Source organism: Cupriavidus sp. 22TCCZM01-5, assembly GCF_057798915.1.
This window is the reverse complement of the sequence record NZ_JBYOJR010000015.1, coordinates 124,150-147,279: the sequence shown is the minus strand read 5'-3', so window position 1 is coordinate 147,279 and position 23,130 is coordinate 124,150. Positions and strand designations below refer to the sequence as shown.

Annotated in this window: 22 protein-coding genes and 4 pseudogenes; 17 read left to right on the top strand and 9 right to left on the bottom strand. The window is 63.6% G+C overall.

Annotated features, from left to right (window positions below):
• Window positions 1–213: 213 nt before the first annotated feature.
• From AC3FNH_RS16355 to AC3FNH_RS16335, 5 genes are all read right to left on the bottom strand, one after another.
• On the bottom strand, window positions 214–1,596 hold the full coding sequence (locus AC3FNH_RS16355) for a DUF1329 domain-containing protein (protein WP_488720779.1): 1,383 nt from the start codon (window positions 1,594–1,596) through the stop codon (window positions 214–216).
• Window positions 1,597–1,670: 74 nt separating this feature from the next.
• Window positions 1,671–2,657, bottom strand: coding sequence for an NADP-dependent oxidoreductase (locus tag AC3FNH_RS16350; RefSeq protein ID WP_488720786.1), 987 nt, complete (start codon window positions 2,655–2,657; stop codon window positions 1,671–1,673).
• Window positions 2,658–2,673: 16 nt separating this feature from the next.
• Window positions 2,674–3,552, bottom strand: a complete 879-nt coding sequence (locus AC3FNH_RS16345; protein WP_488720778.1) for an SDR family NAD(P)-dependent oxidoreductase — start codon at window positions 3,550–3,552, stop codon at window positions 2,674–2,676.
• Window positions 3,549–4,196 carry a Dabb family protein gene (locus AC3FNH_RS16340; protein ID WP_488720777.1) on the bottom strand — a complete coding sequence of 216 codons (648 nt, stop codon included), beginning with the start codon at window positions 4,194–4,196 and terminating at the stop codon, window positions 3,549–3,551. The genes AC3FNH_RS16345 and AC3FNH_RS16340 overlap by 4 nt, the downstream gene beginning before the upstream one ends.
• Window positions 4,186–4,530: a hypothetical protein gene (locus AC3FNH_RS16335; RefSeq protein WP_488720785.1), complete on the bottom strand. Its 345-nt coding sequence runs from the start codon at window positions 4,528–4,530 to the stop codon at window positions 4,186–4,188. The genes AC3FNH_RS16340 and AC3FNH_RS16335 overlap by 11 nt, the downstream gene beginning before the upstream one ends.
• Window positions 4,531–4,831: 301 nt before the next feature.
• Between AC3FNH_RS16335 and AC3FNH_RS16330 the strand changes: the two genes are divergently transcribed.
• From AC3FNH_RS16330 to AC3FNH_RS16320, 3 genes are read left to right on the top strand one after another with little or no spacing between them, the layout of a single operon-like run.
• A complete protein-coding gene (locus AC3FNH_RS16330; protein ID WP_488720776.1) occupies window positions 4,832–5,842 on the top strand; it encodes an AraC family transcriptional regulator in 1,011 nt (336 codons plus the stop codon).
• The gene (locus AC3FNH_RS16325) at window positions 5,799–7,094 is read left to right on the top strand and encodes a S1C family serine protease (protein ID WP_488720775.1); all 1,296 of its coding nucleotides are present in this window, start codon (window positions 5,799–5,801) and stop codon (window positions 7,092–7,094) included. Before AC3FNH_RS16330 ends, AC3FNH_RS16325 begins: the two co-directional genes overlap by 44 nt.
• A 37-nt stretch (window positions 7,095–7,131) precedes the next feature.
• The gene (locus AC3FNH_RS16320; protein WP_488720774.1) at window positions 7,132–7,800 is read left to right on the top strand and encodes a hypothetical protein; all 669 of its coding nucleotides are present in this window, start codon (window positions 7,132–7,134) and stop codon (window positions 7,798–7,800) included.
• A 317-nt stretch (window positions 7,801–8,117) separates the two neighbouring features.
• Here AC3FNH_RS16320 and AC3FNH_RS16315 read toward each other — a convergent pair whose 3' ends face one another.
• Both AC3FNH_RS16315 and AC3FNH_RS16310 read right to left on the bottom strand, forming a co-directional pair.
• Complete coding sequence (locus tag AC3FNH_RS16315) at window positions 8,118–8,930, bottom strand: 2OG-Fe(II) oxygenase (RefSeq protein WP_488720773.1); 813 nt, start codon at window positions 8,928–8,930, stop codon at window positions 8,118–8,120.
• A gap of 246 nt (window positions 8,931–9,176) precedes the next feature.
• A pseudogene (locus tag AC3FNH_RS16310) lies at window positions 9,177–9,590 on the bottom strand (DUF4158 domain-containing protein); the annotation flags it as partial.
• Between the two features lie 286 nt (window positions 9,591–9,876).
• Between AC3FNH_RS16310 and AC3FNH_RS16305 the strand changes: the two are divergent.
• From AC3FNH_RS16305 to AC3FNH_RS16280, 6 genes and pseudogenes are all read left to right on the top strand, one after another.
• Window positions 9,877–10,686, top strand: a complete 810-nt coding sequence (locus AC3FNH_RS16305) for an anion permease (RefSeq protein ID WP_488720772.1) — start codon at window positions 9,877–9,879, stop codon at window positions 10,684–10,686.
• A gap of 89 nt (window positions 10,687–10,775) precedes the next feature.
• Complete coding sequence (locus tag AC3FNH_RS16300) at window positions 10,776–12,128, top strand: dicarboxylate/amino acid:cation symporter (RefSeq protein WP_488720771.1); 1,353 nt, start codon at window positions 10,776–10,778, stop codon at window positions 12,126–12,128.
• Between the two features lie 40 nt (window positions 12,129–12,168).
• Window positions 12,169–12,585: a type 2 periplasmic-binding domain-containing protein gene (locus tag AC3FNH_RS16295; protein WP_488720770.1), complete on the top strand. Its 417-nt coding sequence runs from the start codon at window positions 12,169–12,171 to the stop codon at window positions 12,583–12,585.
• Between the two features lie 101 nt (window positions 12,586–12,686).
• A pseudogene (locus AC3FNH_RS16290) lies at window positions 12,687–12,812 on the top strand (IS6 family transposase); the annotation flags it as partial.
• A gap of 36 nt (window positions 12,813–12,848) precedes the next feature.
• Window positions 12,849–13,092 (top strand): annotated as a pseudogene (locus tag AC3FNH_RS16285) (H-NS family nucleoid-associated regulatory protein).
• A 151-nt stretch (window positions 13,093–13,243) separates the two neighbouring features.
• Window positions 13,244–14,242: a TGS domain-containing protein gene (locus AC3FNH_RS16280; RefSeq protein ID WP_488720769.1), complete on the top strand. Its 999-nt coding sequence runs from the start codon at window positions 13,244–13,246 to the stop codon at window positions 14,240–14,242.
• 30 nt (window positions 14,243–14,272) lie between these two features.
• Here the strand turns inward: AC3FNH_RS16280 and AC3FNH_RS16275 are convergent, their stop codons facing one another.
• Window positions 14,273–14,620: a hypothetical protein gene (locus tag AC3FNH_RS16275; protein WP_488720768.1), complete on the bottom strand. Its 348-nt coding sequence runs from the start codon at window positions 14,618–14,620 to the stop codon at window positions 14,273–14,275.
• Between the two features lie 768 nt (window positions 14,621–15,388).
• On the opposite strand from AC3FNH_RS16275, the gene AC3FNH_RS16270 reads away from it, so the two are divergent.
• The 6 genes and pseudogenes from AC3FNH_RS16270 to AC3FNH_RS16245 all read left to right on the top strand — a co-directional run.
• The gene (locus tag AC3FNH_RS16270) at window positions 15,389–16,168 is read left to right on the top strand and encodes an ABC transporter ATP-binding protein (protein WP_488720767.1); all 780 of its coding nucleotides are present in this window, start codon (window positions 15,389–15,391) and stop codon (window positions 16,166–16,168) included.
• A 2-nt stretch (window positions 16,169–16,170) separates the two neighbouring features.
• A complete protein-coding gene (locus AC3FNH_RS16265; RefSeq protein WP_488720766.1) occupies window positions 16,171–16,875 on the top strand; it encodes an ABC transporter ATP-binding protein in 705 nt (234 codons plus the stop codon).
• A 21-nt stretch (window positions 16,876–16,896) separates the two neighbouring features.
• Window positions 16,897–17,784 carry a branched-chain amino acid ABC transporter permease gene (locus AC3FNH_RS16260; RefSeq protein ID WP_488720765.1) on the top strand — a complete coding sequence of 296 codons (888 nt, stop codon included), beginning with the start codon at window positions 16,897–16,899 and terminating at the stop codon, window positions 17,782–17,784.
• 14 nt (window positions 17,785–17,798) lie between these two features.
• Entirely contained in the window at window positions 17,799–18,827 is a 1,029-nt protein-coding gene (locus AC3FNH_RS16255) for a branched-chain amino acid ABC transporter permease (protein ID WP_488720784.1), read from the top strand.
• Between the two features lie 56 nt (window positions 18,828–18,883).
• Complete coding sequence (locus AC3FNH_RS16250; RefSeq protein WP_488720764.1) at window positions 18,884–20,104, top strand: ABC transporter substrate-binding protein; 1,221 nt, start codon at window positions 18,884–18,886, stop codon at window positions 20,102–20,104.
• A gap of 10 nt (window positions 20,105–20,114) precedes the next feature.
• Window positions 20,115–20,390: pseudogene (locus AC3FNH_RS16245) on the top strand (aldehyde dehydrogenase family protein); the annotation flags it as partial.
• Between the two features lie 87 nt (window positions 20,391–20,477).
• On the opposite strand, the gene AC3FNH_RS16240 reads toward AC3FNH_RS16245, so the two are convergent.
• Complete coding sequence (locus AC3FNH_RS16240) at window positions 20,478–21,356, bottom strand: LysR substrate-binding domain-containing protein (protein WP_488720763.1); 879 nt, start codon at window positions 21,354–21,356, stop codon at window positions 20,478–20,480.
• 163 nt (window positions 21,357–21,519) lie between these two features.
• Between AC3FNH_RS16240 and AC3FNH_RS16235 the strand changes: the two genes are divergently transcribed.
• Both AC3FNH_RS16235 and AC3FNH_RS16230 read left to right on the top strand, forming a co-directional pair.
• Window positions 21,520–22,641 carry a glycosyl hydrolase gene (locus AC3FNH_RS16235; protein WP_488720762.1) on the top strand — a complete coding sequence of 374 codons (1,122 nt, stop codon included), beginning with the start codon at window positions 21,520–21,522 and terminating at the stop codon, window positions 22,639–22,641.
• 26 nt (window positions 22,642–22,667) lie between these two features.
• Entirely contained in the window at window positions 22,668–23,108 is a 441-nt protein-coding gene (locus AC3FNH_RS16230) for a MaoC family dehydratase (RefSeq protein ID WP_488720761.1), read from the top strand.
• The last annotated feature ends 22 nt before the right edge of the window (window positions 23,109–23,130 follow it).

Here is a 23,130-nt window from a genome sequence, read left to right as displayed (position 1 = left end):
CTTCCGCCCTCCATTGTCCTTCATCGAAAGGCGGCGAGGCGACAACTATCCTGACATGGAGGGCTCGGACAAAAAGTGACTCGCCGGCTACGCCGGCGAAACAGCAGCGCCCGCCAAGCACGACAACCCCAATCCCAACCACAAAGCCCCGCCGGCGACGCCGGCAAAACAGCGCCGCATACCAACACCGACAACCCCACATTCACATCAGCCTCAATGCCCGGCTCCACGAATCGAATCCGGCGAAAAATACGCTTCATTGAACTGCGGGCTACTGTTCAAGCGCACCGGCTTACCTTCATTGGTCAGCCTGTCCGCGAGATAGGACCCCGCGGTGAGGTCATGATAGAAAGCCACCGCCGGGTAGTAGCGGCGTGCATCGTAGGCGTAAAGGGAAGTCTGCATATTGGTTCGCCACAACTGACCGCGGGCATCATAGTTGTCAGCCAGAACCGCCATCCAGGTATCCTCGTCCAGGTACAGCACACGCCTTGCGTACTGATGCCGGAAGCCTTGCTTCAGCCTGGCTTCAAGCACCCAGACGCGGTGCAGTTCGTAACGGACAAGGTCGGGGGTTGCGTGGCTGGGGCTCAGTAAGTCCGCATACTTGACGGCCGGATCGACCAGCTTGTAGTTGTGGTACGGAATATAGATTTCCTGCTTGCCTGCAATCTTCCAGTCGTAGCGATCGCCTGAGCCATTGAACAGGCGATCGTCATCCACAGTCCGGAAGCCGCCTGGCCCGAGCGGCTGGTCGAAGCCGAACTCAGGTGCTTGTCGCACACGGCGGGTGCCTGGGTTGTACTGCCAGGTCCTGGCCGTATCCGAGCCTTCGCGATCCCAGTAATTGTGGGAAACGATGATACTGCCGCGTTCCCGCAAAGGCAGGTCGGTTTCCACCCGCGCGAAGGTCCGGTTGATCAGGGGCGAGCCGTTTTCAAAGGCGGCGCCGTTTACCGGAGACCAGATATCGTATTTCCACTTGCCCCAGGCGATCTTGCCGTCGCGATACACGACTGCCTGGTCGTAGACGGCTGCCTCCTCTGCGATAGCCGAGGAGAAGCGCAGGTTCCACATCAACTCCAGGCCGCTCTTGGGAATCGGAAAGGGCGCGGTGGGCGGATAGTCCTTGAGGCCGTTCGCGTCCGCCGTCAATTGCGTCTTGGGGGCGTAACGCTGGATCGCCTTGTAGACGGCGTCGCCGTAGCGGAAGTCGCGATGGCTCGGATAGATCGCCATTTTGAAGGTCGCCGGGTACAGCTTGAACATGGCGAGTTGCCCGTCGCTCAGGCGGGCACGGTACTGCTCCAGGTTCTGGGCCGTGATCGTTGCCAGGGGCTTCTCCTCGGCATAGGGGTCCGGATATGGATCTCCCGGCCGGAATGCCAGGCCCGCCGGTGCGGCCTGCCACTTTCCACTCCACGCCGGGATGCTGCCATCCTTGTTCGCGAGCCGTTCGGCACCCATTGGCGTGAGCGGGCCGCCCAGGCGCCTGACTTCGTCGGGGGTCATCGCGGCAAACGAAGGTGCGCTCATCTGCGAGCCGGCTATCAGCGCACTGGCTATCGCGCCAATCAGGAATGCCTTGTTCTTCATCGTCTCTCCTCGAATTTTGATTTTGATATGTATGTGCGGCTCATCGGTTGGCGGGACGAATGGCCCGCCCGCGATCAGAAGCTCCGTGGCTCGCCGATACGCAGTACCAGCTTGCTTGCCGCCTGGCCCGACTGGACCAGGTCGAGCGCGCGGCCGGCATCTTCCAGAGGCAGGCATTCGATGCGAGGCGGTCGCACTCGCCCGGCCCCGAGCAGCGACGCGATCTCGCGTAGCCGCATGCCGCTGGGCATCTTGCTGAATGCCAGGGCGGTCCGGACGCCGCGGCGGGTAGCTTCGGCAGGAACCGGACCGTTGTCGCCGCTGACCAGCGTCAGGATGGCGACCAGGATGCCGCCGGGCTTGAGCAGGCCCATGCCGTCCGGCAAGGTTCCGCATCCGACCGCATCCAGTACCAGATCGACGCCAGCCGGCGCCCATCCCTGCATGGCGGCTGCAATCTCACCGCCCCGGTAATCGATCACGTGCTCGCAGCCGAGCGCCATCAGTTCGTCGCGGCGCGCTGCACTGCAGGTGGCAGCCACCTTTGCCCCGGCCGCGATTGCGAGTTGGACAGCAAAGGTGCCGACCGCCCCGCCCCCACCATGCACGAGTACCGTCTGGCCTGGCTTGAGCCCGCCTTCGTCGAAGAGCCCCGCCCACGCGGCCAGCGCCGGAGTCGGGACTGCCGCGGCCTCGGCAAATCCAAGGTTGTCCGGCATGGACACCACGGAATCCTGGCTGACGGCAACATACTCGGCATAGGATCCCCATTTGCCCGCGCCAACCTCGCTCTGCGCAAACACGCGCTCGCCCGGGGCGAAGCCCTGTACGCCGGTGCCCACGGCTGCCACGACACCGCTCACATCGAAGCCGAGCACGAACGGGAAGCTGTATTGCATGAAGTGGCTCAGATAGCCCTCCCGGCATTTCCAGTCCGCGGGATTCACACCGGCACAGGCCACGCGGATCAGGACTTCGCCGGCGGCGGGTTCTGGCATGGGAACGTCCGCGATCCTGAGCACATCGGGTCCGCCGGTACGGTCGATCACGACCGCGCGCATCGTCTTCTTCATGGGCTTAGCTTCCGGACAGGGCTGACGGGTTCAATGCGGGATGCGCCCACGCCGGGATCACGGGCGGGGGCAGCTCGCCCTGCCCGTCGAGCGTACGAACGCCGAGCCCGTGCGCCAGCGGAAAGTGCAGGCTGTGGGCGATGTAGCCGGTGCGCTCGCGGGCCGGAACGCTGCATAGCGCCAGCGCTGTCTCCACCAGGTACTCCACCGGCTCGGTCGGATAGCCGTCCGGTATATAGCGCTCGCTGCCCGGCGTGAGGATTGCCGTGCTTGGCGCCACGGAATTCACGGCAATGCCGTCGGCCTCCAGCTCGGCCGCGAGCCCCTCGGTGAAGCGGTTGATGGCAGCCTTGACGGCCGCGTAGGCGGTCACCCCGCCGAGCCGGTCAAACTCGTTAAAGCGACGCGCAGGGGACAGTCCGGTGACGGATCCCAGGTTCAGGATCCATCCCGCGCCGCGCGCGCGCATCAGGGGGATCGCCGCCTGGCTGAGCACAAAGGGCACGCGCAGATAGTGCTCGACGGTCTTGTCGAAGACTTCGAGCGGCATCGATTCAATGCAGCTGTAATCCGCGACGCCGGCATTGTTGACCAGGATGTCGAGGCCGCCCGCTGCCTCCGCAGCCTTCTGCACAAGCTGGTCGCGCTGCGCGGGGTCCTCGAGGTCCGCCGGCAGTGCGATGGCACGCCCCCCTTGCTGCCGGATCAGGGCTACCGTCTCGGCCAGCGTGCCAGGGTCGTCCGCGGACCGGCCTGGCTGCCGGGCCGTGACAACCACCATCGCGCCCTCTGCCGCGAAGCGCTGGGCAATGGCGCGGCCGATGCCGCGGCTGGCGCCGGTGACCAGCGCGATCTTTCCTGTCAGTTTCCCGTTTCCGGTCATGGCGCGTATTCCTCTCTGTTGGTGTGGTTGGCAATCAGGCTCGTCGCGAGCGGGCAGAACGCATGGGAGATCGCATCGACCGTCCATTCGGGAAACTCGGGGTCGAACCAGCGGTCGACCCGCCCCCAATGAAAGGGATGCATGAGGTATTCGCCCAGCAGCTGATCCACGCTGGCGAATTCTTGCTGCCAGACATGGGTCCACGCCCCGGGCGACAGTACGCGCGCGAGCCGCCAGTTGCGGATGCCGGGCATGTAGTCCGGCATCCGCAGCAGGTCCTGCTCCAGGCCGCGGATGTGCGACTCGTGCGCCCCGGGCCGCACGCGGAGCATCAGCGTGCGCCAGATTCCGTCGCGCAGTTGCGGGGCGCGCAATCCGGCCGAGATCGGGCTGTATGCGATGCCATCCACCTCCGCGAGGTCGTCCAGGGCGGCGGCCAGGCCAGGCGAGCCGGGCGAATCCGGATCGCACTGCAGGTCGAGCGTGCAGTCGCCGGCGCCCCAGCTTCCCGCCAGGTTCCGGCCGATTGCCACGTGGCGCACGCCTGGCAGCGCCCCGACCCGCGCCAGAACGGCCTGTTCCTGTGCCTGCGGCGCTGCACGGTTGCCAGCGCGGAACCGGATCTGTGCTGTCTCAAGCCGCATCGCAAGACTCCTTGCGCTGTGGCAGCGCTGGTGTCGCATCGGTCATCACATGACGGCGGCGGGCTTCACACAAGGTGCCGACTTCCGCCCAGAACGCCATGGCCGAAGCATCGATGCCGGCGCGCATGGCGTAGTACGCCGGCGCATCCGCCACTTGCCACAGCAACCAGAGCGTATTGGGCACGTCTTCCAGCGCCACGGGCGGCGACACCCAGCGCTGCCGAAGCGCCAGGCCCCGGGCGGCGCTGCCGGGCAGGTATTGGCTGTCCAGCAAGCCAAGCACCATGGGGAGGTGGCCCGGGGCCAGCACGATTTCATCGAGCACGTGGATCATCGGCGGACCTCGCTCGACGCACGCGGTGCGTTGCAAGGCTGCGGCGCCGGGATCCCGGCTCTCAGGCAGGGGAAAGCGGTCATGGTTTTTCCCGTATAGGCAGGGTGGGTCAATGCATGGCAACCTCCGTGGCCCAGGCCGTGCGCAAGCTTGCTGCGCGGGTGGAGATGCCGGGATCATTATGGGAAGCCTGGGCGCCGCGGACCCCTACCCTCCCGATCAACCATCGCTACCGAAGCAATCAGGACAAGCAGCCATGAATGCCTACCCGCCGGGAAACTCCCGCCCTGTGCCGCAAGGCATGGTGCAGCGCCTGCTGGAGGAGCTGAAGCGGCAAGGCGTCGAAGTGCCGCCCGACACCGGCGCGCACGGGCATGCGCGGCCGGCTCAGTTCACCGCGCTCTATCGCGCCTCGATCGAGCAGTTGGAGGCCCTGGTCGCGAAAGGCAACGGCCACCCTCCAATGCGCAAGCAGGAGGTGGACCTGCTATGTCGTTGCGTCTTGAGTTGCCAGACGCTCAGGGAGGCGATCCGCTGTGCGGCCGATTTCTGCGCGATGCTGTATCCGCGTGCCGGTGCGCTCAGCCTCGGGCAACACGCAGGCCAGGCGGTCTTTCGCATGGATTCGCTGCGACGCGCGAAAAGCTCCGCGGCGTGCCTGGTGGACCTGACCGGGCTCTTCTTCTACCTGCTGCTGTTCGGTTGGCTGATTGGCCAGCCGGTGCGGCCGACCCATGTCTACCTGGCGCATCCCCGGCGCGAGGATGTCTCGCCTTTCCTGGGCTTGTTCCACGCTACCGTGACGTCGGGCGCCCAGACCTACGGATTCGAATTCGACGAGGCTTTGCTGGAGCGGCCGGTCGTGCGCCAGGCAGCGGAGCTCGACGCCTTCCTGGAGGATTTTCCTTACCGGCTGATCGGTGCGCCAGTCGAGCTCGTATCACTGAGCCAGCAGGTGCGCGGCATACTGCATGCAGCGCTGGTGCATGGCACGCGGCTGCCGACGCTGGCTGAGCTGGCCGTACGCTTTGATATGAGCGAACCGACCATGCGTCGCCGTCTCGCAGTCGACGGCAGCAGCTACCGGGTACTGCGCGAACACAGCCTGCAGGAGTATGCCGAGCAATGCCTGTGCGCGACCAACTGGCCGGTGGGAAGGATCGCGGAGCAGCTTGGCTTTGCCAGCGAGGAAGCGTTTCGCCGGGCATTTCAGCGCTGGACCGGCCACGCACCAACCCGGTTCCGGCGCGAAGGCAGAGAACGACAACGTGAAGAGATGGCCGTATGCAAGCTTCCCAAGACAACCTCCTGAGCTTCGCCTGTCTGACATACACATTGCGCCCGCCCTCCTCCCGTGGGGTTCGTACAACGCGTTCAATATTTCTGACCGCCTTCCGTTAAACTCGGCACGCCGTTCCCATTACCGTCATTCCCATACCAACAAGACTGCGGGACACGCTTCACGGATGCGCACAGAACATCGGAATAGCCGTGGCACGACAGCCCGCGGCGGAGTCAGGAAGCTATCGACACTGACGGGCTGCCTACTTGCCGGACTGCTTCCGGCGGCACCAGCCCTGGCACTGGAGGCAGTGAAGATCTATGAAATGCGCGCGCCCAGCATCTGGGTCGTGCGCGTTTTCGATGCGCAGGACCATCCGACGCGGATGGGCAGCGCGGTCGTCATCGGTCCCGAAACGCTGGTCACCAACTGCCACGTGCTGGTGCGAGGCAAGTCCATTTCCGTCAAGCGCGATAACACCGCGCATGGCGCCCGACTCGAATATGCGGACGTGGATCGCGATCTCTGCATCATCAAGGCCAAGGGGCTGGTTGCACCGGCCGTTCCTGTGGCCCCGCTCTCCACGCTGAAAGTCGGCGAGAAGGTTTACGCACTGGGCGCGCCGCGTGGGCTGGAGCTGACGCTTTCCGACGGTCTCCTGGCTGCGCTGCATCGCGACAAGGACAACAATATTGTCCGCATCCAGATGACCGCGCCAATTTCACCGGGGTCCAGCGGCGGTGGTCTGTTCGATGAGGAGGGCCGGCTGATCGGCGTCTCGTACATGACGATTCGCGACGCGCAGAACCTGAACTTTGCGATTCCTGCGACGTGGATCGACCAGGTCCCCGCACGCGCCACCGTCGCACTGCAAAAATTCCGCGCCGAGCAGGCCGCCACGACTGCCGGCAATGCCACTACGGCTGCCGTCGCGCCGGCACGCGTTCCGCCGACCGGCCCCGAGCAATCGATATCGGGCGACGAATTGAACCGCCACTTCGCATCGATCGGACGGATCGTTGCCACAGCACCAAGCGGCGCGGCGCTGGAAATGCAATTCAGCCCCGACGGATCGCTCGGCGTGACCAATACCCGCACGCGTGGCTATTCAAGCGGCCAGTTCAATGTGACGCCGGGCACGGACGAGGTTTGCTTCACCATGGGCAATCCAAGTTTCAACGTCATGCAGACCTGCTATCGCCTGAGCCACCGGGGCGATACGTACACCATGCGTTCCGTTTCCTCATCGTACTATTTCACGTATGCGTACACTGGCTCCTGACACTGGTATCGATCATCGGAATGGCCAGAAGCGCGGCATGCGACTGGCAGCATTGGCCATGCTCGTGCTTGGCGTGGCTGCATGCGCGCCACGCACAGCGGTGACGAGCGTCCGCGCGCAGGACTACGCACAGCAGCCCAAACGCATCTATGTGATCGCCGCGTCGGGGATGGGTTGGGGACCTGGCTTTGCGCCGACGTTCCGCGCCAAGTTCCGCGACATCTTGCGCGGTTGCGGTGCCATCGCCGCATTCGAGGATGTCACCGGACTCGAGCTCGATCGCGGGCTGGCGACCGCCAGGGCCGCTGCGTTCCAGCCCGATGCGGTGTTGACGATTGTCAGCGGCGGCGGCGTTGTGCAGGTTGGCGGCGACCGGCTGACCATCGAGTACAACACCACGCTGGCCGACGTGACCCAGAATCGCGCCGTATGGCGCGCGAAGTTCGCATTCGGCCGAGGCAGTTCGACGATTCCGCTTACCGAACGTGGCGCGGTCTTTGCCATCGAACTCACCAACAAACTGAAGGCCGACGGCTTGCTGGCCGGCTGCTCGGCGATTCCGCTGGACCGCAGCGGCAGGCTGGATGCGTCGGCCATTCCCAAGCCGCGCCCCGACGACATCACGCCCGCTCGCGCCGTGACGCCCGCGACCATTTCCGGCAAGCCGACGCTGAAAGACCTGCAGGACCTGCTGCCGACGAATTGATGCTGGCGGGACTCCGGCCGGGTTACATCGGCATGGCGGGTGTCGGGGCAATTTGGCGCTTGCCGGCCACATTCAGCCATTCGGCCAATGCATTCAACGGACACTCGAACGTCGCCTCGTTCACGGCAACGGACATTTGGGGTCGATAGTCGCAACTCAGTACACGGCAAGCTTCCATGGTAGACGGTTCCTGCCCCGTAATTATCGGCAGTTGTGCAATGACGCGACTCGGCATTGGCTTCGCACGTATGCCATCGGCACCGTGCGGCCAGGGCGTGATGATGGATCGTTAATCGCAGCTGCGCACTCGCCTCGGGTTACACCCGCTGCCTCATCCAGCATGCAATGCTCATACGATCGCGCGTGGCGGGCAGCACCTCGTGTTCAAATTGTGCCGAGAGAAACAGCAGCAGCGTTCCGGCGCGCGGAAAGACGTCGTGATATGACTGATCGGCAAGGTAGAGCCGCAGTGCACCGCCCTCGGCCTCCTGCCAAGCTTCGTTGAGGTAGAACACAGCGGAAATCACACGGCTGACGTTGTTACGCAGGCAGTCGAGGTGGCGTGCATATGCGGCGCCTGGCCGATATACCGCGTAGTGTGATTCGCTGTCGATCAGGCCGAGAAACAGGTCGCGGTTGAGCGCATTCCGTAGCGCTTCGATGCGATCGGCGAACGCCTGCTGCGCCGCGCTCAGCGTGTCGGGTTGGAACCAGCGTGTGCTATCGCCGCGCAAAAGCGTGGTAGCGCGATTGGCCCCTACACGGGCCGGTGTAAGTAGCTGCGCGTCGTGCATGGCCATGCATTCGGTCGATAAGGCCTGCGTCTGGGCCTTTGACAAAAAGCTCGACACGACACACCAGCCATTGACGGCAAGCGCGCGTGTCGCGATGTCATATTCGCTGGGTCGGGAATTCGTCGAGACATCGATTGCCTCGTCCGGAGCGGCGTCGCCGATCGGGCAATCAACCAACAGTTCGATTTCCGCTCCAATCAGGTGGCGTTCCAGAAACTCATCTCTTTTTACCTGCTCTTCCTCTCGCGGCGCGATCGAGTACTCGCTCGAGTCTGCTACAAGCCGGCCAAAACCAAAACCATCGAGCGTTGGAGGGGTCGCGTCGAACGCGGGCATTGACACTCGCCAGACCCAGGAGGAAGAGCGGGGTCGAGGTAGTCGATCTGTTGGGACACAGGCGCAGTCTACACGAGTGGGACAAACCGTCCGTTGATGCTTGAGCGAAACCTTTGGCCGACGCTTATTACGTGCTGTTGGCCGATCCTGCGATCGCGGGGAAAGAACGGGCCTTGTTGACCCAAGCGGGTGCAACACTCTACCGGTTGGGCCTGAACGAACGGGTGGTGGTGGTGGCGCTCAAGAGATGTCCACGCGTGTGTCCACCACGCCGGCGGCTTCCTCGGCAAGTCGTATCGCGACGAGGCGCGTCTGGGCATCGGTGTACGGCTTGATACCCAACAAGGAGCGGATCACCTTGTGATGCCGATAGAGCGCGGTATGCGCGGCGGGATAGGTAATGCGCTGAACCGGCGCCATGCCCAACCAGGCCGACACGTGCTCGATGAATTCGGCGGGTACCGCCTCCACAGCCGGAAAATGGCGCAGGAACTGGAAACACTTCAGGTTGACCAGAAGCGCGAGGCGCCGCTCAGCGGTGCGTGCGAAGCCTTGCGCCCACTCAATTTCCTCTGGGCGCGGGGTGAACGAGGTCTGCAGATCCTTCAGCGTGAGGGTACGCGGAAACCGAGGATAGGCAGTTCGTTCGATGCTGGCCATGGCAAGGGGCTCCCAATCGGGATAGGCGGACTTGTTCGGAAAGCGCTTTGCGAGGTCGCGTGGAGCTCGCTCAAACTGACCAGAATATGTTGTCGATGCCAGAAGACCAAGCCTGCGGCGCTGCCTGGTCATCACGCTAGGTTGGAGTCAGGCAGCGCGGCCGGCGCGCCGATTCGATCCGACGTTGCGCAAACGGGCCGGCCGCTGCGGCAGCAGACTGTCGGGTAGTGCCTGTCGCGCTTCGTCGGCGGGAAATAACAGGTGATGCCTTCTCCACCTGATCCAGTTGGGCGAACTGCAGCGATGTAACGAACTTTCTCTGGACCGGATGCGGCGGAACATGTCCGCAAGATACCGCACGATGCTGTTGGCAATCGCCGGCAGAAACCCGACCCAGCCGACGCCCGTAGGCCGGCTCGAAGACATAAAGGCCGGGATCTTTATTACTTCTGGGTATATGTGTCATTTCCGGCTTTATCCTGGTACGCCCCCGATTACCCGATCGATAGCGGAAGTCCTCGGCAGCCATGCCGATGACCCGGCATCCCGCGGCAAGGTGGGAAGCTATCTGATCCTCTGCGCCTTACACGCGAACATCATCACCGCGGGCATGTTCATCACGGCGATGGCGGGTAATCCCCTTGCGGTCAAGCTTGCCGCAGACCAAGGCGTCTCAATCAGTTGGCTCGACTGGGCGGTGGCAGCGTCTGTCCCCGGTTTGCTGTGTCTGGCCATCATTCCAATAGCCATGCTGTGGATTGCCCCGCCGCGCATTCGCCAAACACCCGATGCGACGGCCTTGGCCCGGAGAGAGCTAGCTGCCATGGGTCCGATCTCCGCCAAGGAGATCATCATGGCGGCAATCTTCCTTGGCTTGCTGGTGCTCTGGATTTTCGGTGAGGATCTGGACATTGGAGCGACGAGCCCAGCCGCAGGACACCGGCGCGCTGATCGAGACCATCGCCCGCATGAAGTCTCCCTTCTGGGGCATCACGGTGGGCGGCATCCTTCTTGGCGCCGTGCGCCCCGTGCATATACTGACATCGTCCCCGACCGTTCGCCGCATTGCCAGCAAGACAACGGAGGAGTCGGTTGATGCCAACGCGCAGCGCGCTGAGGCACGTACACTCGATTGACCCGGCCGGGCGTCAGGATGCCGACAGTGAACCAGCAATGGAGACGACGATGGAAAAAGACAATCACCCGAAGCCATTCTACAGATCACTCTACTTCCAGGTCATCACCGCAATTGTCATCGGCGTCATCCTCGGCCATTTCTATCCGCTGGCCGGCGAGGCGATGAAGCCGTTGGGTGATGGCTTCATCAAGCTGATCAAGATGATCATCGCGCCGATCATCTTCTGCACGGTCGTGGTGGGCATCGCCGGCATGGAGGACATGAAGAAGGTTGGCAAGACCGGCGGGCTGGCGCTGCTGTACTTTGAGATCGTGAGCAGCATTGCGCTGTTGGTCGGCCTGTTGATCATCAACATCGTCAAGCCCGGCGCCGGCATGAACGTCGACGCATCCACCCTCGACACGAAGGGCATCGCCGCCTACACCGAGCCCGGCAAGATGCAAGGCACGGTCGATTTCCTGCTGCACGTGATCCCGAACACGGTGGTGGATGCCTTTGCCAAGGGTGAGATCCTCCAGGTGCTGCTGTTCGCGGTGATGTTCGGTTTCGCGCTGCACAGGTTCGGTGGCCGCGGCACGCTGGTGTTCGATTTTATCGAGAAGTTTTCGCACGTGCTGTTCACCATCGTCGGCTACATAATGAAGGTCGCGCCGATTGGCGCCTTCGGCGCCATGGCCTTCACCATCGGAAAGTACGGCGTGAGCTCGCTGCTGCAGCTTGGCCAGTTGATGGCGACCTTCTACGCCACCTGCCTGCTTTTCATCTTCGTCGTGCTAGGCACCATCGCGCGGCTGCATGGCTTCTCGATCTGGAAATTCATCAAGTACATCAAGGAGGAACTGCTGATCGTGCTGGGCACGTCGTCGTCGGAATCCGTGTTGCCGCGGATGATGGCCAAGCTGGAGAACCTGGGCGCCCGCAAGTCCGTCGTCGGACTGGTGATCCCGACTGGCTACTCCTTCAATCTGGATGGCACCTCCATCTACCTGACCATGGCGGCGGTGTTCATCGCCCAGGCGACCAACACCGACATGACCCTGATGCAACAACTCACCCTGCTCGCCGTGCTGCTACTGACCTCCAAGGGCGCCGCCGGTGTCACCGGGAGTGGCTTCATCGTGCTGGCGGCCACGCTTTCGGCGGTGGGGCATGTTCCTGTGGCGGGGCTCGCCCTGATCCTCGGCATTGACCGCTTCATGTCGGAGGCGCGCGCCCTGACCAACCTGATCGGCAACGGCGTGGCCACGGTGGTAGTGGCGAAATGGACCGGCGACCTCGATATCGAGCGGATGCACCGCAGGCTTGCTGACGAGTCGGACATTGAGGCCGACGAGCCGGAAGTGGTGCTCGACCAGGTCGCGACCCATATGCCGGCCGCCGACACCACGGTAACCCGGTGAGCGGCAGCGCGCAAGCACACATCACCACCGCGAGATGTTGATGACGTCCATCAGCGCCGTGGCCGACGATCGCCCGCTCAGCCTTGTCGACCCGCGGAGACCGACCTTCAGGACACTGGCCGACCTTGCCAACGAGCGTTGGGCCCTGCCGCAGACCTCGTCGAGCCTTTATCAAGTGTTGGGCCACCAGTTCGCCGAACTCGGCCTGCCGCCGCCGCGCGTCTCGGTGGAATGGACGGGCTCTGGGGTCCCGATTGCCGAATTGCTGCGGAACACTGACCTGCTTGGGCTGCTGCCGCATCGCACGCTGACGGGGCCGGACGGCCGCGGCTTGTGCGTGATTGCCGATGGCGAGAGACTGCGCGAGCCCGAAGTCGCCCTGCTAGAGGTGATCGTCCTTCGCGTGCAAATTGATACCGTTGAAGAGGAAATGTTTCGCTACATCAATGACTTGTAATAGCCCTCGCAGTGCTGTTCTTTCCTGTGCCGTAAGTCGTTGATGGCATAGGAAGTCTCGCATCCCAGCGTATCAATTTACACGGAAAGCACGATCACCCCGACATCGAGGAGCTGCCGTTCGAGCGCGGAGTTATTGTCAGCCACAAGGCGATTCGCCGCCGGTGTGACAAGTTCGGCGGGGGTTTTGCCCATCGCGAAACTGTCAATTTGCCTCCTGGACTGACACGCCCGCAGCCCTTCTCAACCCGAATGACGGCAACGATGACGGTGAAAAATGAGCGGGTGGACGCGATGCGCTGGATCCAGGCGCAGATGGCCGACTACGGGCTGACCATGGAGGAGCTGGCGGCGGCGGGGTGCTTCGATCCGCCACCGCCACCCGCCTCCCGCGGTCTGCTACCGCAACGCCGAGGGGCTCACGTGGGACGGGCAGGGTGAGATGCCGGCCTGGCTGCAGCGGGCGGTCAATGCGGGGCAGAGCGCGGAGTTTTTCCGGGTCGGATAGCTTCAACGGCGTCTCATCCACGGTGCCACGGTGCGAATCGAGGTCGCTTCAGGCAAATACCTGGAGCGGGTAAGGCGAGGGAAGCAAAAATCGTGACTTCAGCGTATCTTGTACTTGCCAGGGCCGACCTGGCTGTTGCACGTGCTGTCCCATGCCAGCAAACCTTTCCCCCGAGTACAAGCGGGCCGAGCAAGCCTATCGGCTGGCACGCCAGCCGCGTGAGCAGCTCGAATGCCTGAAGGAGATGCTCCGTGCCATCCCGAAGCACAAGGGCACGGAGCGTCTGCAAGCCGATATCAAGTCACGGATCAGGGAACTCACCCAGGAATCTGCCAGCCACGGGAAGGCTGGTCACAGAGGGCCGTCACATGCGGTGCATCCCGACGGCGCGGCCCAGCTCTGTCTGATCGGCCCGCCCGGCGCGGGAAAATCCAGCCTGCACGCGAGGCTCACAGGATCGCACAACGGGGTCGGGCCCTACCCCCACCCGACCAGACTACCGATTCCCGGCATGTTGCCATTCGAGGACATCGCTTTTCAACTGGTCGACCTGCCGCCCGTTTCAGTCGAATTCCTGCAGCCTGAGCTCACCAGCCTGTTGCGGTCGACAGACGGCGCACTGCTCGTGGTCGACCTGAGCGCGCCAGACTGCACGGAACAGTTGGAGCGGATTCTGCGGCAGCTTGCCGCGGGAAAAATCATCCTGACGGAGCGCTGGCCGGCGACGGCGGAATTAGCGCCAGCTGATTCATTCAGTGTGTACCTCCCTACGCTGCTGCTGGCCAACAAGACGGATCTTGCCAACCCGGAAGACGCGGCTGTCCTCGAAGACCTGCTCGGCGTACGCTTTCCGGCGCTCGCAACCTCCGCGACCAGCGGGCGAGGGCTGGCCGAAATCGGCCCGTTCCTCTTCAAGGCTCTGGGGATCGTGCGCGTCTACACCAAGGCGCCCGGGAAACCCATCGACCAGAATCGGCCCTTTACGATGCGCCGCGGCGACACCGTGCTGGATGTCGCCATGCGGGTGCATCCCGATCTCGCAAGCACGTTCAAGTTCGCGCGCATTTGGGGGAGTGGCAAGTTCAGCGGCCAGCAGGTCGGCGCCGATTACCCGGTCGCCGATGCAGACGTGGTGGAACTGCATTCGTAGCGCACCGCTGACGAAAAGTCACGGCCGCAGTCAGCCTGTCCTTGACAGCCCAACGCACGGGCTTCGGGGACGCATCGGGAGCAGGCGAGAGATTCGATAAGGAGTGCAAATCGGCAACAAAGGTTGCTCATCCAAGGATGGGGATCGAATCCGGCAGTATGTCGATGACCTCAAGCGCGCGTCGAGTAGCTCGGCGTTCTCGTCGAACTCGAAGTCCTCATCCAGCCGTCCGCCGTTGCGCAAATCAGCGCCGGTCACCTGCGTGCCATCCCGGTAGGCAACGGCCATGTCGGAGAAATCGGCAGTGGTTCCGATCGGCATGTAGCGTAGGAACATTGCCAGGTTTGCCTTGAACGCTCGGAATTCTTGGGAGGTCATGGCAGAGCTCCGGTGCGGAGGCGGAAGACGATGGAAGGTTGCACCTAATCTTTCGGCGCGTCAATTTGGAGCGTTGACCGGCACACTTAGAGCCGCCGTGAAAGTCGACAAGAGCCGACCGGCCCACAACTGGCGGAGGTCGCTTGCCGGTAGAGTCGAGATGTGGCGCGGTGGCGTTAGGTTCGGTTTGTCTGTTGCCGCCCCTTTCGTCTGGCGGTGCCCTAGTAACCTCCCCGTAACTCCGTTTCCACACCCCGCTCATCGAACCGGACATGCAGATCTCCCGCATCCGGCTCTCGGACAAGACATCACGCCTTCGTACACGACAAGTTACTACCAGGGACCGGACAGCCGACCGAGACCGAAGTGCCCGTAGAGGTGCGAGGGTGGATAAGCCCGTCACCTCCACGATTGCTCCGGTTGCTTCCGGCTGGAGCGGTTGCCGGGTGGGGCTTTCACCCACTGGAAAAGCGCCGCCTTTTCACGGCGCACGCCATGAAGCGTCATTCGCCTGCACCGACGCGTGGACGTTCGTGCGTCCGCTTCGCTCAAGTAACAGACCCTTGTTCGCCATCGCTTCTGTCGCCTCTGTGGCGCTTCGACGCGCCTTCGTGTCCTGACGTCCGCGACAATCCGCGAGTGGCGTCCGATTGGCTGTGCGCCTCCGACATATATACACAAAAAGTGTCAATGACTAACCAATAATATATTGGACGTGATTTAGTTGCGGCCATATTCTCCACCCAATCAACGGGCGCGGAAATGACCATGGCAAGCAATCTCATTCTTGAAACCGTCGGACTGAGGAAAGAATTCAAGGGATTTGTCGCCGTAAACGACGTCAGTCTCAAGGTCAGGCGGGGGCACATCCACGCGCTGATTGGTCCGAACGGTGCAGGCAAGACCACCTGCTTCAACCTCCTTACCAAGTTCCTGGATCCCACGCGCGGCACCATACGGTTCAACGGTGCCGAGATCACCGGCGAGAAGCCGGCGCAGGTGGCACGCAGGGGCGTGGTGCGCTCCTTCCAGATCTCGGCGGTGTTTCCGCATCTGACCGTGCTCGAGAACGTACGTATCCCGCTGCAGCGCAGGCTCGGGATTTCCTTCCAGTTCTGGCGCTCGCCGAAAGTCCTCGCATCGCTCGATGACAGGGCCATGGCATTGCTCGCCGACGTCGGACTGGAGGACTTCGCCGCCATGACAACCGCCGAGATGCCCTACGGTCGCAAGCGCGCGCTGGAAATCGCCACCACGCTGGCCCTCGACCCCGAGCTGATGCTGCTCGACGAGCCTACGCAGGGCATGGGCCACGAAGACGTTGACCGCGTCATGCAGCTCATCAAGAAAGTCTCGGCCAATCGCAGCATCCTGATGGTGGAGCACAACATGAAAGTGGTGTCCGGCATCTGCGACGCCATCACGGTGCTGGCGCGCGGCAGCGTGCTGGCTGAGGGCACATACGCGGAAGTCTCCGCCAACCCGCAGGTCATCGAGGCCTATATGGGCAGCGCTGATGCCGCGCTCGCTGCGCCGGGAGGGCATTGATCATGGCGACGGAATACCTGCGGGTCACCGACCTCCATGCCTTCTACGGCGAATCGCACATCCTGCACGGCATCGACTTGCTGGTGAACGAGGGAGAGTGCGTGACCCTGCTCGGCCGCAACGGGGCAGGCCGTACCACCACCCTGCGCGCCATCATGGGCCTGACGGGGCGGCGCTCCGGCTCGGTCATGATCGACGGCCGCGAGGCAATCGGCATGCCGGCCCATCGCATCGCGCGTCTGGGTGTCGGCTTTTGCCCGGAAGAGCGGGCGATTTATTCCAGCCTCTCGTGCGAGGAGAACCTCCTGCTGCCGCCGCAGGTGGGTGGCGGCGGGATGAGCCTCGACGAGATCTACGCGATGTTCCCCAACCTCCACGAGCGGCGGCATAGCCAGGGCACACGGCTCTCGGGCGGCGAGCAACAGATGCTGGCGATGGCGCGCATCCTGCGCACTGGGGCGCGGTTGCTGCTGCTGGACGAAATCTCCGAGGGACTGGCGCCGGTGATCGTGCAGAAGCTCGCCCAGGTCATCCGCGACCTCAAGGCGAAGGGCTACACGATCGTGCTGGTGGAGCAGAACTTCCGGTTCGCCGCGCCGCTGGCCGACCGCATGTACGTGGTGGAGCACGGCCAAATCGCCGCGGAGATCCACCAGCACGAGATTCACGAGAAGCAGCACCTGCTCCAGGAACTCCTGGGTGTCTGAGACCGCTGCGCAGGAGACAACATGACAACGATTCTGGGAGTCCCCCTACAGGGGCTGTTGGGGCAACTCGTACTCGGGCTGGTAAACGGCTCGTTCTACGCGATTCTCAGCCTCGGACTTGCCGTGATCTTCGGCATGCTCAACATCATCAACTTTGCCCACGGCGCGCTGTTCATGGTGGGCGCATTCGTCGCCTGGGCGGGCCTGGAGTATCTTGGCATCAGCTACTGGTGGTCGCTGCTGGCGACGCCGGTGCTGGTCGGGCTGGCGGGTATCGCCATCGAGCGCGGCCTGCTGCGGTGGCTGTACAAGCTCGACCACCTGTACGGGCTGCTGCTCACCTTCGGACTGGCGCTCATTATCGAAGGCCTGTTCCGCTTCCAATTCGGCGTCTCGGGGCAGCCCTATTCGATTCCCGACGAGGTGGCCGGCGCCTTCAACCTCGGCTTCATGATGCTGCCGAAATACCGCGCGTGGGTCATCGGCGCCTCGCTCACAGTGTGCCTGCTGACCTGGTTCACGATCGAGAAGACCCGCCTCGGCGCCTACCTGCGCGCCGCCACCGAGAACCCAAGCATTACCCAAGCCTTCGGCATCAACGTGCCGGTAATGGTGATGATGACCTATGCCTTCGGCGTGGGCCTGGCCGGGCTGGCCGGCGTGCTGGCAGCGCCGACGGGGCAACTAAGTCCGCTGATGGGGTCGAACCTGATCATCGTCGTGTTCGCGGTGGTGGTGATCGGCGGCATGGGTTCCATCCTTGGCGCGATCGTCGCCGGGCTGGGGCTGGGCGTGGTCGAAGGACTGACCAAGGTGTTTTATCCAGAGGCGTCGGCCACGGTGGTTTTCGTGATCATGGTCATCGTGCTGATGGTTCGTCCGGCAGGCCTGTTTGGCAAGGAAAAGTGAGGTCGAGTATGAAAATGAGAAATCTTGGCTACGGTGTCCTGCTGCTGGGCGCGCTGGCTGCCCCGGCCGTGCTCTATCCGGTGATGCTGATGAAGGTGCTGTGCTTCGCCTTATTCGCCTGCGCCTTCAACTTGCTGCTCGGCTATGCCGGCCTGCTCTCGTTTGGCCATGCGGCGTTCCTCGGCACGGCGGCCTATATATCGGGCTACGGCATGAAGACCTGGGGACTCACCCCGGAACTCGGCCTGCTGCTCGGCACGGCCGTCTCGGCTGCCGCGGGCTTTGTCGTCGGGGCGCTGGCTATTCGCCGGCAGGGCATCTACTTCGCGATGATCACGCTTGCTTTGGCACAGATGTTTTACTTCTTGTTCCTGCAGGCGCCGTTCACCGGCGGCGAGGATGGCTTGCAGGCCATTCCGCGAGGCAGGCTGTTCGGCCTGATCGACCTGGCGTCGGATCTGCGCATGTACTACTTCGTTCTGGCGATCTTCCTGTTCACCTTCTGGCTGATCCACCGGATCATCCATTCGCCTTTCGGCCAGATCCTGAAGGCGATCCGCGAGAACGAGGCGCGCACCACCTCGCTGGGCTACGACGTCGCGCGCTACAAGCTGCTGGCCTTCGTCCTCTCGGCGGCCCTGGCCGGCCTTGCCGGGGCCACCAAGACCCTGGTCTTTCAGTTTGCCACCCTGGCCGACGCGCACTGGCACACCTCCGGCGAAGTCGTGCTGATGACGCTGTTGGGCGGCCTTGGCACTGCCTTCGGCCCGGTGGTGGGCGCGGGCATCGTGGTCGCCATCCAGAACGCCTTGGCGGACAAGGTCGGTTCCATGATCACCGTGATCATGGGGAGCATTTTCGTCGTGTGCGTGCTGGCGTTCCGCCGCGGCATCGTCGGCGAGTTGAACGCGTTTTGCCAGAACATCGTGGGCAACCGCCGCGGCCGGTCGGCACCGCGCCACGCTGCGGTGCCGGCACCAAGTCATGACGAAACCCCCGCCGGAGCAGGCGTGCATGCCCGGCGCGTGGAAGGAAAGGCATGAAATCGAGCGCTGAACGGAACACCCCATATATATCCCCACAGTAGAGGAGACACAGGATGAACAATCGCATCAAGCTGCTTTCGCTCGCCGCGCTGCTGGCGGCCTCGACGGCGCAGGCCGAGATCACGGACGGCGTGGTCCGGATCGGCGTGCTCAACGATCAGACCGGCGTTTATGCCGGGCTGGCTGGTCCCGGTTCGGTCTGGGCCGCGAAGAAGGCGGTCCAGGACTTCGCGCCAGAGAAGCATGGTCTGAAGGTGGAAATCGTGGCAGCCGACCACCAGAATAAGCCGGACGTCGGGGCAAGCATCGCCCGCCGCTGGTTCGACGTGGACAAGGTGGACGCTATCGTCGACGTGCCGACCTCGTCGGTCGTCCTGGCGGTCAACCAGGTGGCCAAGGAGAAGAACAAGGTGATGATTGTCACCGGCGGCGGCACCTCCGACCTCACCGCAAAGGCCTGCACGCCCAATGCGATCCACTGGGCCTACGACACGTGGGCACTGGCGAATGGGACTGGTAAGGCGGTTGTCAAGTCGGGGGGCAAGAGTTGGTTCTTCGTGACTGCTGACTACGCCTTCGGCCACTCGCTCGAACGCGACACCGAGGCCGTTGTCGTCAAGAACGGTGGCAAGGTCCTCGGCAAGGTCCGGCATCCTTTCCCGGGCAACGATTTCTCCTCCTACCTGCTTCAGGCTCAGGCCTCGAAGGCGCAGGTAGTGGGCCTGGCCAACGCCGGGGGCGACACCATCGGCGCGGTCAAGCAGGCCGCCGAGTTCGGCGTGACCGCCGGCGGTCAGAAGCTGGCAGGTCTGCTCGTCTTCAGCAGCGACGTCCAGGCGCTCGGCCTCAAAGCCGCCCAGGGCCTTTTACTGAGCGAGACCTGGTACTGGGACATGACCGACGAGAACCGCAAGTTCGGCAAGGAATTCGCCGCCGCGAACAACGGCAAGTTTCCGACCATGGCGCAGGCGGGCACGTACTCGGCGGTGATCCACTACCTGAAGGCAGTGGCGGCGATAAAGGCGGACGGCGACGGCGCCGCCGTGGTCGCGAAGATGAAGGCGATGCCCACCGACGACAAGCTGTTCGGCAAGGGCAGCATCCGCGAAGACGGCCGGAAGATCCACCCGCTCTACCTTTTCGAGGTGAAGAAGCCGTCGGAATCGAAGTATGCGGGCGACTTCTACAAGCTCATCGCCACCATTCCCGCCAACGAGGCGTTCCGGCCGATGGCAGAGGGTGGCTGCCCGCTCGTTGGCAAGAAGGCTTCATGAGGATCACCCGGACGTCGCCCAGGCCTGCCGCCTCGCTGCGAGCGGCTTTGCGAGGTATCGCGAGACGACGCCCGGGCCGCGCGCCAGCTTCCTGGAAGCCATCGCCATCGGCATCGAAGGCCTCGGCGACGCCCTCATCGAGCGCGCCATGGCCGAGACGGCCCTGCCGCGAGCGCGGCTGCAGGGCGAGCGGGCGCGCACGGCGCGCCAGTTGCGGCTGTTTGCCGGGGTTGTGCGGGCCGGGCACTGGCATGGGGCGACATTCGATACGCCGTTGCCGGATCGTGCCGAAGGCATCGCGCGGGAATTCGTCGATTCGCTCGTGATGGGCGTCGGCCAGTTTTGTTGCAGCGGGCGAGGTCGGGGGGAACCCTCACAGCATGCTTTTGGCCGTCTCGATGAACGCCGTCATGAGCGGCGTTGGGGTGCGCTGGCTATAGCCGAGCATGATCTCCACTGTCGGCTGCCGGCCTTCGATCGGCTTGTAAACCACGTGGTCGAACTTCACCTTCCGGACTGACGCCGGCACAAAGCCGAGGCCCGCACCGGAGCTGACCAGGCCGAGTAGCGTATAGACCTGCCCCACTTCCGAGACAACCTTCGGTACAAAACCCGCCGACGCGCACATGCGCATGTTCATGGCGTGGAAGTCCGGCGCCGCCTCTGGTGTGTACATGACGAAGGGCTCCTGCGCGCAATTCTTCAGTGAGATCGACTCAGCGTTCGCCAGCGGGTGTCTTGCCGGCACGGCCAGCACGAAGGGCTCTTCGAGGATGGTCTCCCATGTCACGTCCTCAAGGTCGGGCACCGGCCGCATGAAAGAAATATCCGCGTCACCCCGGCGCAGCGCTTCCGCCTGTTTGACGACCGGAAACCAGCGCAGCAGGATTTCCACGGAGGGAAAACGCTCTCGGTAGGCGCGCAGGATGGGCGGCAGCATCGTGTAGGACGCGTGTTCGAAAAAGCCGACCGTCAGCCGACCCGTTTCGCCGCGATGCGCGCGCTGCGCCTGGACGACTGCCCTCTCGGTAGCTCGCAGGATCTGCCGCGCTTGCTCAAGGAAAACGCGGCCCGCCTCCGTCAGTTCCACGTGCCGACGCGAGCGATTTAGCAGTGTGACACCCATCTCCTCCTCGAGTTGGCGGATCTGCATGCTCAGCGGAGGCTGGGCGATGTGCAGTCGCTCGGCCGCTCTCGTGAAATTAAGTTCCTCAGCGATGGCGATGAAGTACCGGAGGTGGCGAAGGTCCATCACTATATCCAGCAAGTATAAAAGATCGATTAATTATATATTGGACACTAGTTTGCGCAATCCCTACGATTCCATGCATACCCCGCCCCGCGTACCACCCCAGCCGGTCCGCAAGGCTGGCACCGGAGAACGGAAAAGCCAATGTACGCATGGAGACAAACATATGGATTCCAGACTGATCGATGATGCGCTCGATCGCATCCTGCAACGCATCGATGCGACGATCGCGCAGGACGAGGCGGGCTTTCCGCACTATGGCGATCCGGCCGACGGCACCTGGACACGCTCCCCGGCCGGCGACTGGACCGGGGGCTTCTGGGTCGGGATGCTGTGGCTGGCTGCCCTGCGCACCGGCGAGCAGAAGTACCGCGACAGCGCCCGCATGTGGTCCGCACGGCTGGCGCCGCGGGTGGCGTCGAAGTCGGTGTTCAAGGGATTCCTCTTCTGGTACGGCGCGCAACTCGGCGGCTCGCTGCTGGCCGATCCGCAGGCCGCAGGGCTCGCGCTCGACGGCACGCGTGGCCTGGCGGAGATGTACAGCGAAGCGGCCCGCCTGATCCCGCTCGGCACCGAGGCCGAGGAGGCCTCCAGCGTGGGGACGAGCGAGGCCAACATCGATGCCATTCCGGGCACCGTGGCGCTGCTGCTGCGGCACGACGCCGCGCTCGGCACGGGCGAGATCGGCCGCCAGCACCTGCGCCAGCACATTGCCCTGTGCGTGCGCGAGGATGGCTCGGTCTGCCAGTCCGCCACATTCAACGCTACCGATGGCTCGCTCGTGAAGCGCTACACGCACAAGGGCATCCATGACAGCAGCACCTGGGCCCGCGCCCAGGCGTGGGGCATGCTCGGCCTCGCACAGGCGCTGTCGTGCGGCGAGCAGGCGTTCGAATCCGACGCGATCCGCGTAGCAGATTGGTGGGTCGCGCACCTGCCCGCCGACCGCGTGGCCTTCTGGGATTTCGACGATCCCGCCATCCCGCACACTAACCGCGACACCTCGGCCACCGCCATCGCCGCCGCCAGCCTGCTCAAACTGGCTGTGCTCATCCCGGAGCGTGCGGCGGTCTACCGCCAGGCCGCCGTCGAGAGCATCGAGCAACTCGTGATCCGCTTCCTGACCCCGGTCAGCCCAGGCGATGAACGGCAGGCTGGCATCCTCACCGGCGGCTGCTTCAACAAGCGCAATGGCGTCGCCATGGATAACGAGCTGGTCTGGGGCGACTACTTTCTCTTCGAATCTCTGCTCATCCTCGCGGGCAGGATTGACGCCACCCAGGTCTGAACCCAACCCACTCCCGGAGAAACCAAGTGTCCGACATCAAGATCCCGCACGAAGGCAACGTATCCACCCTTGTTGGCACGTACACCAGCTACACCCGCACCCTCGGCGAGTACGACATCTATGCCTTCGCCGGCATCAGCGGTGACAACCACCCCAACCACATGGACGACGAATACTGCAAGCGCATGGGCTTCGGCGGCCGCATCGCGCAGGGCGCCATGATGGTCGGTTTCATCGCCGGCGCCGTGACCAAGTATCTCGACATGATCAAGCGCCCGGCGGTCTCCTACGGCTACGACAACGTGCGCTTCACCAAGCCCGTTCGCATCGGAGACACCCTCACCGTGAACTACCGCATTGCCCGCGCCGACGACGAGAAGAAGCGCCTGTGGGCTGAGGCGACGCTACTCAACCAGCGGGGAGAGACGGTCTGCGTCGGTACCCACATCATCCATTTCCAGGCCTGAGCCCGGGCTGCGAGCGGCCAGA